Source organism: SAR324 cluster bacterium (assembly GCA_015232315.1).
GTDB lineage: Bacteria > SAR324 > SAR324 > SAR324 > NAC60-12 > JADFZZ01.
Window position 1 is genome coordinate 247,749 of record JADFZZ010000001.1, and the last position, 13,684, is coordinate 261,432.

At 46.8% G+C, this 13,684-nt stretch carries 12 protein-coding genes; 9 read left to right on the forward strand and 3 right to left on the reverse strand.

What is annotated here, in order from left to right:
- Positions 1-46: 46 nt before the first annotated feature.
- The 5 genes from HQM11_01015 (at position 47) to HQM11_01035 (ending at position 6,177) form a co-directional block, all read left to right on the forward strand.
- Entirely contained in the window at positions 47-1,306 is a 1,260-nt protein-coding gene (locus HQM11_01015; protein ID MBF0349578.1) for a CoA transferase, read from the forward strand.
- 58 nt (positions 1,307-1,364) lie between these two features.
- Positions 1,365-1,649: an antibiotic biosynthesis monooxygenase gene (locus HQM11_01020; protein ID MBF0349579.1), complete on the forward strand. Its 285-nt coding sequence runs from the start codon at positions 1,365-1,367 to the stop codon at positions 1,647-1,649.
- A gap of 122 nt (positions 1,650-1,771) precedes the next feature.
- Positions 1,772-4,684, forward strand: coding sequence for a tetratricopeptide repeat protein (locus HQM11_01025; GenBank protein MBF0349580.1), 2,913 nt, complete (start codon positions 1,772-1,774; stop codon positions 4,682-4,684).
- Positions 4,684-5,361 carry an alpha/beta hydrolase gene (locus HQM11_01030; GenBank protein MBF0349581.1) on the forward strand — a complete coding sequence of 226 codons (678 nt, stop codon included), beginning with the start codon at positions 4,684-4,686 and terminating at the stop codon, positions 5,359-5,361. The genes HQM11_01025 and HQM11_01030 overlap by 1 nt, the downstream gene beginning before the upstream one ends.
- 15 nt (positions 5,362-5,376) lie before the next feature.
- A complete protein-coding gene (locus tag HQM11_01035; GenBank protein MBF0349582.1) occupies positions 5,377-6,177 on the forward strand; it encodes a methyltransferase in 801 nt (266 codons plus the stop codon).
- A gap of 120 nt (positions 6,178-6,297) precedes the next feature.
- On the opposite strand, the gene HQM11_01040 is transcribed toward HQM11_01035, so the two are convergent.
- The 3 genes from HQM11_01040 to HQM11_01050 are packed head-to-tail and all read right to left on the reverse strand — an operon-like array spanning position 6,298 to position 8,562.
- The gene (locus tag HQM11_01040; protein MBF0349583.1) at positions 6,298-7,065 is read right to left on the reverse strand and encodes an RNA methyltransferase; all 768 of its coding nucleotides are present in this window, start codon (positions 7,063-7,065) and stop codon (positions 6,298-6,300) included.
- Between the two features lie 25 nt (positions 7,066-7,090).
- Positions 7,091-7,882 carry an iron export ABC transporter permease subunit FetB gene (gene fetB / locus HQM11_01045; GenBank protein MBF0349584.1) on the reverse strand — a complete coding sequence of 264 codons (792 nt, stop codon included), beginning with the start codon at positions 7,880-7,882 and terminating at the stop codon, positions 7,091-7,093.
- Positions 7,879-8,562 (reverse strand): ATP-binding cassette domain-containing protein, encoded by a 684-nt coding sequence (locus tag HQM11_01050; GenBank protein MBF0349585.1) that lies wholly within the window; start codon positions 8,560-8,562, stop codon positions 7,879-7,881. The genes fetB and HQM11_01050 overlap by 4 nt, the downstream gene beginning before the upstream one ends.
- A 252-nt stretch (positions 8,563-8,814) precedes the next feature.
- Here HQM11_01050 and HQM11_01055 point away from each other — a divergent pair, with 252 nt between their 5' ends.
- From HQM11_01055 to HQM11_01070, 4 genes are all read left to right on the forward strand, one after another.
- The gene (locus HQM11_01055) at positions 8,815-9,534 is read left to right on the forward strand and encodes a hypothetical protein (protein MBF0349586.1); all 720 of its coding nucleotides are present in this window, start codon (positions 8,815-8,817) and stop codon (positions 9,532-9,534) included.
- 260 nt (positions 9,535-9,794) lie between these two features.
- Positions 9,795-10,901 (forward strand): rod shape-determining protein RodA, encoded by a 1,107-nt coding sequence (rodA, locus tag HQM11_01060; GenBank protein MBF0349587.1) that lies wholly within the window; start codon positions 9,795-9,797, stop codon positions 10,899-10,901.
- Between the two features lie 16 nt (positions 10,902-10,917).
- Positions 10,918-12,354, forward strand: a complete 1,437-nt coding sequence (locus HQM11_01065; protein ID MBF0349588.1) for a glutamate--tRNA ligase — start codon at positions 10,918-10,920, stop codon at positions 12,352-12,354.
- The gene (locus HQM11_01070) at positions 12,338-13,684 is read left to right on the forward strand and encodes an SUMF1/EgtB/PvdO family nonheme iron enzyme (protein ID MBF0349589.1); all 1,347 of its coding nucleotides are present in this window, start codon (positions 12,338-12,340) and stop codon (positions 13,682-13,684) included. The genes HQM11_01065 and HQM11_01070 overlap by 17 nt, the downstream gene beginning before the upstream one ends.

Here is a 13,684-nt window from a genome sequence, read left to right on the forward strand (position 1 = left end):
TTTGTCACCACACAAAGGATTCTTATCTCAACCTGACAGGACACCTATGACACAAACCTCACAAAAATCACAATCCACCTTGCCTCTCAGAGGCGTCAGGGTGCTTGATTTCACCCAGAATCTTCCAGGGCCGTATGCCACATTTTTGCTGGCATGTCTGGGAGCCGAAGTGATCAAGGTTGAGCCTCCCCGTGGAGATGGGGCCAGGGCATTGCCGCCATTTTTTGAAATGGTCAATCGGGGCAAAAAAAGCATGACTGTGGATTTGAACCGGCCTGAAGATCGTGAAATTCTCTGCTCACTTGTGTCAAGGATGGATGTGGTGGTGGAAGGTTTTCGCCCCGGTGTGATGCAGAAATTCGGATTGAATGGTTCTGCGTTGCTGGAAATAAATCCAAGACTGATCTATTGCTCCATCAGCGGCTACGGACAAACCGGGCCCCTGTCTGAAACACCGGGTCATGATCTGAATTTTCAGGCTTTTTCCGGGATGTGCCACATGCAACGTGATGCGTCTGGCATACCTCAACCTGTTGCCATTCCTATGGCCGATTTGTCTTCTTCAATGTCAGCCGTATCCGCCATTCTTGCGGCACTCTACGCCCGGGAAAAGGAATTCATTGGCCGGATCATTGACATTGCCATGACCGACACCATTTTTTCATGGGTCTGGATCTGGTATCAAGGACTTCACCCTCAAAACGCTTCCGCAAAGCAGGGAATAGCGTCCGCTGAAAACTGGCTGGATTCACAGAAAAAAGGCGTATTGCATCGGCTTCGTCCCTTGTTGTCATCGCCCTCTCTGAAAAACTCCCTTGAGCATCTGGAACAGAAAATTCAACACAGTTCGTTCATCAAGGAACTGGAACGCCTTCGACTTCACATTCTGCCGCATTATAATTTGTATCGCACTAAAGACGGGCATTATCTCAGCATTGGCATTGTGGACGAAGAAAAATTCTGGAAGATTCTTTGCAAAGAGCTCAATCTCAATGCGTTTCTCGCTGTTCCTTTGCCGGCAAGGGGGGTGTTAGCATGGCCCCTTCGCAGACAAATCAGGCAACGTATCGCAAAAAAGACGCTTGAAGAATGGACACAAAAACTGTTTTCAGCGGATCTCCCGGTGTATCCGGTGATTCGCCCGGATGAAGCCGCAAAGAATCTTCAACGTGACAGAAACTCTGTGATGGAAAATGGAATCCTGGGGTCCCCGTTTTCATTAGGGCAATGTCCGCCTTCTCCTGCTCCCCGACTAGGAGAACACAATGAAGAAATCCTGGCTTCACTGCTCATCCCTGAAAAGTAGGGGCGACCGGCCGGTCGCCCCAGTCCCATTATTTCTACCAATAATTTACAGGAACCTTATGATCACCGTTGGCATGAATTACAAAGTCCTTTCCGGCAAAGAAACCATTTTTGAAAACGCCTTTCGTCAGGTTGTGGAAAAGATGCGAGAAACTGAAGGACATCAGGAGACACGTCTTTACAAAGATATTGATGAAAGTCAGAGTTATCTGATTGTTTCGGAATGGACATCCCGTGACGCGTTCAATACCTTCATCGCATCGGAGCAATTCAAAAAAGTCACAAATTGGGGAACCACGCAGGTTCTCGCGGGGCGTCCCAAACATGAGGTCTATGAAAAATAGTTGGAACTTTTCGCAATGTGAATGAAATTTGCTGAAGAGATCCGCTTTTGCATGGAGATGGCATGAAATTTCTATGATATACGGATCAATAAAGATACTCTTCAGAAAGAACAGGCAGGCACATGCGGATCAAAATCTGGATATTGACAGGATTATTGAGTTTATGGTGGGTGGGACAGACCGTTCTGGCGCAGGATGCGGTTACGTCCATTCAGGGCATTGAACTCAAACGCCTTGGACAGCAATTGAATGTCCGCTTCCTCTGCGATATGACGCCGGTCTATGAAATTGTAGAAAATCTGGACCGTCAAACCATGATCATCAAATTCAAAAATGCCCGCACTGCTTTTCCTGACGGCAAGGATGAGCGCCGGTTCAATGATGTGATTCTGGAAGGAATCCGGTTTATGCCGGTGGGGAAAGAAATCTGGGCTCAGATCAAAACCCTGGAAAGCAACCTGGCTTACAGCATTGGGAAAAGCCAACAACCAGGGGTTCTGGAACTGGAACTGCGTCCCTCTGTTGTCTTGAATCCCCTACCACCTCCGCCCCGTGAACCTTCACTTCGCCTCACCGCAATTCGCTTTGGAATGCATCCGCCTGACTACTCTCGAGCCACATTTACGCTGAGCGGGGAAGCCCGTATCATGATTGTTCAGGACAAAGACCAGAAAACGACTAAAATCCGCTTTGCAGACACACATCCAGCACCTGATCTGAAAATTCCGACCTATTCCGATGACCGGATTCGCTTTGTTGAAATCACAAAAGATCCCAACCAGACCTTCATCAGCATTGAATCAACGACTGGCAAGCTGGAAGTCAAGGAAAGTTTTTTATATGATCCTCCCCGGTGGGTCGTTGATTTTTATGGCGAACCCGGATCTGCTCAAGTCACACCTGAGGTTGCGGAAGTCGTTGAAGAAAAAAAGGATCTGACCGAAGAAGAACAGCAAAAACTGGCGGCTGAAGAAAAAAAACGTGAACTGGCTGAAAAAGAAAAACGAAAGGAAGATCGTGCAAGAAGCAACCGTCAAGCGGCCTTGCGTAATAATTATGCCAAGGCGGAAAGTGCCTTCAGAGATGGCAGTTACACGGGTAGCATCAATATTTTCAGACAAATCTACACCCAGGCCAAAGCCGATACCGGTGAATTTAAGGATCCGTTAGACCCGTTGGCGATTCAGTCCCTGTTCAGAATCGCGGATGCCATCTATACCATGGTGGAAAAGGAGAATGGTCGGAATTATCATGAAGCGATCACGGCCTATGAAACAGCGATCCGGGTGGCAAAACAGAATGATGTGGAACTGGATCTGATTCCACATGCCTATTTCCGGATTGGGCAAAGTTATCACAAAATGCAGTTTTATGATGACGCCAACCTGATTTATCAGCAAATTGAGACAAATTATCCCGGCAGTGTTTACGCAACAGAGGCCCGTTTCTGGAAAGCCGTCAGTCAGGTGGATCGCAGAGAATGGAATCTGGCAATTCAGGATTTCCGGGAGTACCTGCGCACGCCGGATACCAAACATCTGGCGACCGCTTATTATAAAATGGCGGAAGCCTATTACAACATCAATCAATACATCAAGGCACGGGAGGCGTTCGACAAAGCCCGTGCGATTGATCCCCGCTACCCTGATGACGCGTCCCTGTTGTTCCGCATGGGGGAAACCTATTATGAAACCGCGGATTACGCCACGGCCCGGGAAGTGTTCAAGGTATTGCTCAAGCGCTATCCCGATGCTGATTTTTCCAAACTGGTGGCCTTGCGTCTGGGTGATTTCCTGAGAGATGAAGGCCAGGAGGATGAGGCCATAGCTGTCTATCAGACCGCTATGAAAAGCTTCTCTCGTGACATTGCGTTGCTGGGAAAGATGAGAATTGCCAATATTCAGGCACAGCGGCCCTATTCCCGTGAATTCCATGAAGCGATCAAGGTTTATGATGAAATTGTAACCAAATATCCGGAATCCTCCCAGGTGGAAAACGCCATGCTCCGCAAAGGCTTAACGCTGACTCTGTTTGGACAGTATGTGGACGCGATTGCGGCATTAGAGACTTATATGCAGAAGTATCCCAACAGTGTGTATGTGAATAAAAACATTATTCAGGATAACATTGACGAAAACCTCAAAGGGCTGATCAACCGTCACTTCATGGAGGGCGATTATCTGGGGGTGCTGGCCATATATCAGGAGTACAAAGCAAAATATTTAACCAATTTCCAGTTTGACACCACTCTCTTTCAGGTGGGCATCGCCTACCAGAAAATCGGGTTGTTTGATGACGCGCTGGATTTGTTTAATTTTGTTGAAAATCGCACTTCGCAGACTTTGAAGGAACTCACCGCGCAGGAAAAAGCGGAGGTGCTCATTCAAAAAGGGGAACTGGCACTCGGACGGGACACACTGGCCCGTTTTATCAACGCGTTTCCTGACAGTCCCTATGATGCGGATGTTCGCAAGCGTCTGGCGGAGGTGTTTGAACTGAATCGTCAGTATCCGGAGGCGATTCAGGTCTATGAAGAAACCCTTCGAAAATATGTCAAAACCAACAATCCGCTGCATGCCGAGATTGTTCCCAATCTGTATTTTCAACTGGCAGAGCTTAATAAAAATCAGGGGAATTATGTCAGAGCTGAGGAATCCTATATCCAAACCATTAAACAGTTCCGGCATCCTGTGATTGGCGATAATGTTCCGGGTTACATCATTCAAAGCCATTTCTATGAAGCTGAAATGGCTTATAAACGAAAAAACCTGGATACGGCTCTGCAAAAATATGAAAAAGCCATCAGTCTGTATTCCGGGCGGGATGAACCAGAGGTGATTGAGTCGGTGCGCTGGGCCAGATTTTATATGGGCAATATCTTTCAATCCACTGGAGAATTACAAAAAGGCTTAGCAATCTACAAGGAGCTGATGGATATCCCTGATAACCCGGACGCACTCTGGAAAAAACTGGCGAAGGAAAATTTTGACGCGTTGACTCGCCAATTGGCTTATGAAAATTATCTCAAAAACTGATGATGGCCGCAGATCACTTCATTGAGATGATGTTTCAGCATGGATGGGCGTTTGATTCCAGTTGCTGGGAAAAATGGCTACAGGCATTTCCTGATAATGTGGATCTGCTATTCGAGGATCGCGGATATTATGGTCCGGTACGTCGGGTTTCTTTTCAGCGTCAGGCTTCTTTCAAAATTGTGGTGGCCCATTCGATGGGGTTGTGGTGGCTCAGTGAGTCTGTGCTCAGTCAGTGTGATCGTTTGATTTTGCTGGGATGTTTTGAAGGACTTCCTCCGGAAATTGAAGGCAAACCGCTCGCGTTTTCCAGAAGTCTGCCCCGTATGATCCGAAAATTCAGGGAACAGCCCTTATCGGTTTTGCGGGATTTTTTCAAATATTGTGATTGTCCGGATTTTTTCATGGAGAATTGCGATTTGTCCATCAATCTGGAATTGCTGATGGAGGATCTCGTTCAGTTGAAAAACAACCGGATGGATCTGGAATTGTTGGAGAATATCCCGGATATCCTGATGTTTCACGGGACACAGGATCAAATCATTCCTCTCCGGTTGGGCACACAACTTCAGCAACAGCTTTCTCAGAGTCAATTGATCCTTGTTCCTGATGCGGGACATGCGCTACCAGTCGTGTTACCAGATGTATGCCCGCATTCTTTTCTGTCAATCATCGCCTGAAAAAAGTTATACCGCATGATAGCACCGGACATAAAACATAAAATCATCCGGAATTTTTCCCTGCATGCCCGGGAATATGAGAATCATGCGGATTTTCAAAAATATTCGGCAAACCAGTTTTTTTCCCGTTGCGAGCCGATTCTTCCCTTATGTACACAGCATCCTGTGCTGGAGATTGGCTGTGGAACAGGGTTTGTTTCAGAAATTCTTTTGTCAGCCGCACCAGACCACCATCTCGAAATCACGGATATCTCACCTGCCATGTTGAGACAATGTCAGGAACGTCTCCTGAGTCGGCAAATTCCCATTAATCATGCGAAATTTTATCAACTGGATGGTGAAAAACTGGACACCAGGGAGCATTATGGCCTGATCTTGTCCAATCTTACGTTTCAATGGTTTCTTGATTTTTCCGGGTCACTGGAAAAACTGATGAAGGCCTTACGTCCCGGGGGATGGTTGGTTTTTTCTGTTCCGGGAAGTGGTTGTTATCCTGAGTGGAAACAGGCATGCATGGCACTCCATCTGTCTGTCACGGCCAACAGTCTTCCTGATTTAACGGCCCTCACAAAACAAATGCAACCCCACTCTGCCGGGATTCACCTGGAGCAGATGGAATATACAGAATGGCACCCCTCCGCCAGAGCTTTTTTCCATAGTCTCAAAGCAATTGGAGCCGCGACCAGCCTTGGTTCGGTCAGGCTGTCGCCTTCAGAATTCAGACGTTTGCTGGAATATCTGGACGGTCAGGCCTCTGACCGGGGAATACCGGTGACCTACGAATTGGGGATATTCACGCTTCAGAAGCAGGCGTAGGAACACTCAAAAATTAGAATAGAAAACTTTCCAAAAATATTTCTTCTGCCAGGCACACGTAGAGACGCGCGATTCGCACGTCTCTACAGATCTGAAAATGGAGGTTGCTTGATACTAAAACTAATACAATTTATTCTTTTGCTGTTCCATAGAAGCGGGCTGACTTTGCTGATCGAGTGCCCAACGGGTTTGCCTGATCATTCCCCGTAGCAAGGCGAGATCGTCAGGTGATGGTTGAGCACGGAACAGCATCCGGCGGATTTTGTTCATGCGGGCTTCAACGGTATGGGGATACAAATAGCCAATTTCCAGTAGCAATTCTGAAAGATGCTCCAGAAAATGATTCATATCCGTCACAGGAGCCAGAGTTTGAGCCTGCCCGGACTGTTCCTCCGGATGATCCGAAGTCGTGGCTTGTTCGGCGCAAAACCAGCGGTAGCAGCAAATTCCTACGGATTGAGCAAGATTGAGTGTGGAAAATTCAGGCGATGCGGGTATGTGGATCCAGTGCTGGGCCCATTGCAGTTCTTCGTTGCTCAACCCCCGGTCTTCAGCGCCGAATAAAATCCCTGAAGGCTGATTTTGTGAGATGATCCGGTTAAAAATCGGGTCTGGTTCCAGCATGGTTTCCTGGATCTGCCTTGATTTCGCAGTGGTAGCCATCACGGTCGAGCATCCTTCCAGAGCCTCCGCCATTGTTGATACACAACGAATTTCCCGCAGAATATCCGCTCCATGTGTCGCCATATTGAACGCCTCCTGTGAGTGAACATCACAGCGTGGATTCACGGCGATCAAAGAATCAAAACCGAAATTTTTCATGACACGGGCAATGGATCCTACATTCAGGGGCCCCTGGGGTTCTACAAGGACAATACGGGGTTTCATAAGCAAGTCAGATGGGATCAGGGTGTTATTTGGAGATCAACAGGTCTTCCCGGAGTTGATGCTGTGGGGTGAATAATCTAAAAAAAGCGAGCAGTATCACCCCTGTCAATCCAAAGGCAACGGCCGAGGCGATCAGCACCATGATCACGATCTGATAACGTACCGCTTCAATCGGGGGCGTTCCTGATAGAATCTGTCCGGTCATCATTCCCGGTAAACTCACCACGCCAGCGATCATCATAGTGTTCAGAATAGGGATCATGCCTGTTCTCAGGGTGTTGCGCATGGTCTCCTGAATAGCTTCCCAGCGTGTGGCACCCAACGCCAAGGATGTTTCGATCTTGTCACGATGAGTGACAATTTCTTCCATGAACCGGTCAAGGCCCAAGGAGATACCATTCAGGATATTTCCCAGAATCATACCGAAAATCGGGAAAAAATATCGTGGTTCGTACCATGGGGTTACCTGAATGATGCCTGTCAGTCCAATGCCGGTGACAATGAAGGCAGAACCCAGAATGGAGACAAAACTGTGCCAGTAGATGCCGGGAAATCTCCGTTTTGTACGGTTCACCGCTGAAATGCTGGCGATGGTTGTCATGATCAATGCTCCGACCATCACCCAGATAAACGAGCGGAGCGCAAAGATCCACTCCAGAATCATACCGACCAGCAATAACTGAATGGTCATCCTTGCCACGGCAATTCCCAGGGATCGCTCAAGTTTGAGCTTTAACATCAGCGATAGCCCCAGATTACCCAGCAAAAGCAACAATGCCAGGCCCAGTTGAAGAGGATGAATCGAGATATAGTTCATGAGTTGGCTCCTGCTGGATTCAATGTAATCTGACGGTTGGAGATTCTGGAAATCTGGGCTTCATCATGTGTGATCCATAGCCATGAACGCAAGGTCTGCCGTTCCTGTTGCCAGTCTGTTAAAAATTGCTCCACTTTGTGCAGGAGGGGCGGATCCATGGCTGAAGTTGGTTCATCCAGCAAAAGCAATTCAGGGTCATTTTGTAAGGCTCTCAGGAGGGCTACAAGCTGAGCTTCTCCTCCAGAGAGACGATGGGCTTTTTGGGTTAAAAATGATTCAGGACGTCCCAACAAATTTAGCCACTTATGAATCATGTCAGCGGGGTATTTCTGATTTTTGTACTGTCCATACTGATAAACACGTCGAAAGTTATCTTCAACGGTTCCTTCCCATAGCATTGGTTTTTGTGCGACATAGCGCACCTGAGTCCGGTACAACGGAACAGACCATTGCGCCAGGGGTTGATTTTTATAAAAAAGCTCTCCTTCCTGAAGTGGATCCAACAAGCATAACCGTCGCATCAGCAACGATTTTCCTGAACCTGAAGGGCCAGTCAACGCAATTCGTTCTCCAGACTGAATCTCAAAATCGAGGCCTCGCCAGAGCCATTGATCATTGATGTAGCATCCCAACTGATGAGCGTTGAGATTCCATGAGGAAGCATTTGGGGAAATTGTCATAAATCCGGAAACTCTTGTGTAAACAAAGGGGGTTCATAACATAATCATGTGAACGGGAGCACATCATACATAAGGTTTCCGGATATTCCAGTTTTGTCTTTGTCGTGAAATGCTCAGGAAATTCGTGGAATCATGGTTTGGAAACCCAAACACTGAACCTGACTTGCTGTCAAACAGGGGGATATAATCACTTGAACATTAAATTCAATCTCTATAAAACCTCGAAAGTTGTCGCTGTCCTGATTTTAAAGTATGTCTTCCAACTATCTGTCTGTTAGATATCATACTCTTAGTGGATCAATTATTGATATGAGTAAAAACCCAAAAAAACGTAATAAACCGAAAAAAAATAAGAACCACTTACCCAGAAGTGTAATGTTTAGAAAGCGTAAGTCATTACAAACACTTCAATTTTCAAATTACAGTATTACATATGACGCGCTTGAGAGAACCAGATTTCCAGAAGAAGTGGAAGAACAATTTAAAGAGCTTCATGATCTTGTTTATAGTGATCCACTTGAGGCAATTCCACGTTTAAAGGCATTAAAGGCAAAGTATCCAGAGATACGTGAATTATACAATTGGCTATTCGCCGCTCTCAGCAAAAACGAACAATTGGAAGAAGCTGACGCAATCGTAAAGGAAAATTATCAAAAACATCCAGATTACTTATTTGCAAAATTAAATTATGCGGAGTTTTGTCTTCGAAAGGGCAACTTCGAAGAAGTTCCAATTATTTTGGAACAAAAATTCGACTTAAAAATGCTTTATCCTGACCGCGATATTTTTCATATTACAGAGGTCGTTGGCTTTTTTGGTGTAACAGGACTATATTTTCTTGAAAGTGGTCAGATTGAAGCGGCTAAAACATGTTTTAATCTTCTTCAAGATATAGCGCCTGACTCTTCTGTGACCTCAAAATTGATGTTAAAACTTGCACCTTTTTTATTTAGAGAATTACTCGGTTTTTGAGTGTAAATTGTACACTTCCAAAGTGCACCGTTCAAAATCAGTCACAAGTACTTTACAGTTTGCCGGTGTCATCCCGACAGAGCGAGGTATGAGCGACGAGGGATCTTGAAGCGTGGTGAACCGGATCGCTTCTTCGTCGAGATGACAAACTGTCAACCGTGATTTGAAAAGTGCCAAAGATTTCAGTGATTTTTCAGAGCATCTCTTTTTCAACGTTCAGTGATCCCCGTCAACCACTGACCTTTGCGTTATGAAACAACATGTTTGATCGGCGTCTGATCTCCAATTTTGACTGGTTCCTGATTTTTATGCTGATCGTTATTTGCGCAATAGGCATGGTAGCGATGTATTCTGCGACCACAGGAGATCCGGTCATGCTGTTGTACCGCAAACGGCAATTGTACTGGATCCTGGTAGGATTTGGCGTGATATTGTTCACCATCCTGATTGATTACCGGTTTTTTGTAAGCCTTGGATACATTGTTCATGGCATGGTTATCGGCTTGCTGGTCCTGGTTTCCATGTTCGGAACAGGAGGACCCGGATCTCCGGTAGAACGCTGGCTGGCTGTTGGCCCTGTGTTTATCCAGCCTTCGGAGTTTGCCAAATTTTCTTTGGTGTTGGCCTTGGCCTATTATTTCAGGGAGGGACGTCGTATTGGCGATTTGCGCTGGATCAATCTGCTTTGGCCGGCCCTGCTTCTGGGGGTTCCGTTTATTTTGATTCTGCGCCAGCCTGACCTGGGAACAGCTCTCATGCTGGTCATTATTTTTGTGCCTATCATTTTTTTGGCTGGAATTCGTCTGAGCTCCATGTTTTCGACCCTGGCACTCAGTCTGGTGTGTTTGCCCATCGCCTGGTTCTATGTTCTCAAACCCTACCAGAAAGACCGTGTTCTTACGTTTCTTAACCCTGACCGTGATCCCTTGGGAACAGGCTATCATGTGATCCAGTCCAAAATCGCGGTTGGTAGCGGCCAATTCTGGGGTAAAGGATTTGGTGGCGGAACTCAGGGACAACTCAATTTTTTGCCGGCTCATCATACCGATTTTATTTTTTCAGTATTTTCAGAAGAATGGGGTTTTGTCGGCGCTGTGAGTGTGTTGGTCGTGTTTCTGCTGTTTGCGTTGTGGGCACTTTCCAATGTGTTGAAAACCAAAGACCGGATCAGCGCGATATTGACCGTCGGGATCGTGGTGATTATTACCTCACAGGTCACCATCAATATCGGCATGGTTCTGGGGCTGATGCCTGTGGTCGGAGTTCCCCTTCCGTTTTTCAGTTATGGGGGTTCTTCCATGCTGTCCATGATGTTTGGCGTGGGTTTGTTGTTAAATATCCGTATGAGACGATTTCAATATAATTAAAACTTTCAGGAAGTATATGGTTCGTACACGTTTTGCGCCAAGCCCAACCGGATACCTTCATGTCGGGGGATTGCGCACCGCATTATTCAGTTTCCTGTATGCCCGACAACAGCAGGGATCATTTCTTTTCAGACTGGAAGATACAGACCGGAATCGACTGGTTGAGGGGGCTGAGGAAGACTTGATTGCCATGCTGAAATGGGCTGGCATTACTCCTGACGAAGGACCTGGCGTTGGTGGCGATTATGGCCCCTATAAACAGTCAGAACGGCTGGAAATCTATGCCCGACACGCACAGATTCTGCTGGACAAAGGCCATGCGTATCCCTGTTTTTGCAGTGCTGAACGGCTGGAACAGGTGAAAACGGAACAAAAAGCTCAAGGATTGATTTCCCGCTATGATGGACATTGCCGTAATTTGCCACGTGATGCAGGTTTGACACGCATAGAATCAGGAGAGCCTTATGTGATCCGCATGAAAATTCCTGAAAATGAAACAATCCTGATGGAAGACCTGATTCGTGATAAAGTTGCCATCAACTCAGAACAGATTGATGACCAGGTGCTGATCAAAACCGACCGTTTCCCAACCTATCACATGGCGGTTGTGGTGGATGATCACCTCATGCGGATTACCCATGTGATCCGTGGTGAGGAATGGTTGCCTTCCTTTCCCAAGCATCTGCTACTGTATCGTTATTTTGGCTGGGAACCACCACAGTTTGCCCATCTTCCCCTGATTCTGAATACCGATCGTTCCAAGTTGAGTAAACGTCAGGGCAGTGTGTCGGTTGAAGACTTTCGTAAGGAAGGCTATCTGTCGCAGACCATGGTCAATTTTATCGCATTACTGGGCTGGAATCCCGGTGACGCGCAGGAATTGTTCAGCATGGAACAACTGATTGAACGATTCAGTTTTGAACGGGTGGGTAAATCAGGATCCGTGTTTGACAGGGAGAAACTGAACTGGATGAATCAGCAATATATCAAAAAACTGTCTCCGGAGGAGTTATGGGACGCGTTAGCTCCTTATATTCAGACCACTCCATTTGCGGGGGAATCGCCGGATCGTCTGAAAAAAGTATGTCAGATTGCTCAGAACAGTCTGACACAGCTTAAAGATATTCAGAATTCGCTATCGTTGTTTTTTGAAGATCGGGGCAGTACTCTGTCTGATCCGGTTTTGATTGAGTTCCTGAAAAAAGAAGAATCACGAGTGGTGCTGAAGGCCTTTCTGGAACAGACTGAAACGCTGGAAACACTGGAAGACAGCAACTTTGCTGAAGTGATGAAACAAATTCAAAAAATAACAGGTATCAAAGGAAAAAATTTGTGGTTGCCAATGCGTTACGCCATCACTCAGGTTGAACAAGGACCCGATCTGCATTTAATGGTGGGGGTTTATGGGAAAAACAAGTGCAGGAAGATGGTGGAGTATGCGCTGGGTCTCTAAGCATTTTTTAACTCCGCGATTCAGGCCGGTTATGGCCTGTGCCTGCCTGATGATCGCCTGGTCTGCCAGTGTGCGGGCCGAAACGTTTTCTTCTGTTCCCGAAGCCATGGAACATGCGGCTACAGCCTTTTTCCAGCAAACAGACAAGCTTCCTGCCTTAAAACCACTGATTGTTGTGCTGAATATTGCCCCTCGACAGGCACAGCGTGATGAGATTTCCGAAAAACTGGAAAAAATATTAACAGATCAATTGATCCTGAAAAACAAACGTAGCATTATTCCCTTTGACAGATTGAATAGACTTCGTGCGGAATGGCTCAAAGTTTTTCCGCAAACCGGTCAGAGTGAAATTGCTTCAGAGCTTACCAGTCTGGTTGGCGCAGACTGGATCGTTCAGGGAGAGTATCGTCTCAAGGATGAGACACTTCTCTCGATTCACCTGGAATTGTTTGATGTGTTGACCGGTTCCATCTTGTGGAATATGGAACTGACCACAGCCATGGTATTTAAAATTCCTGAAGCAACCGCCAGGGTTGAACAACCTATCGAACAGGACACTCCTCTGGTCACTGTTCCCACCCCTGCTCTCGCGGAAATCGTTCCGGTGATTCCTGAACCTGAAACAGCCGTTGTTCCTATGGTTCTGATTCCAGCCGGCAATTATAGCATCGGCAGTAACAGCAACTATCCTGAAGAACAGCCTGTCCATGAGGTATTTCTGGACGCTTTCATGATTGATATCCATGAAGTGACCAACGACGCTTTTTCGCGCTGCAAGACTTGTCAGAAAGGAACAGGGATTTTTGACACCACGAATCCTCTTCAACCTGTGGTGTATGTCGATTGGGAAAACGCAAATAATTACTGTGAATTTGTCGGAAAGAGGCTTCCCACTGAGGCTGAATGGGAAGTTGCCGCCAGATCGGGTAGCCCGGGAAAATATGCCTGGGGGGATGATGTCACACAACTGCGGGATTATGCCTGGTTTGCGGGGAATATGGATGAAAAACCGGGAGCGCATGATGTGTCAATTCTCAAACCGAACAGTCTGGGAATTTACGACATGCAGGGCAATGTCATGGAATGGGTGATGGATTGGTTTGATCCCGCGTATTACCAGGTTTCAGATCCGATGAATCCCAAAGGGCCGATGCAGGCTGTTTCAGAAGAATATCCGCTCAAAGGTGTCAGAGGTGGTGCCTGGGGTGGCGAATTTGGAACTGGCTCGGCAGAAAATATGAGAGTGGCACACAGGATGGGATTGGCACCCTGGACTCGGGCATTTCATCTGGGATTCCGCTGTGTCAGAACTGGCACAACCGTTGAGTGA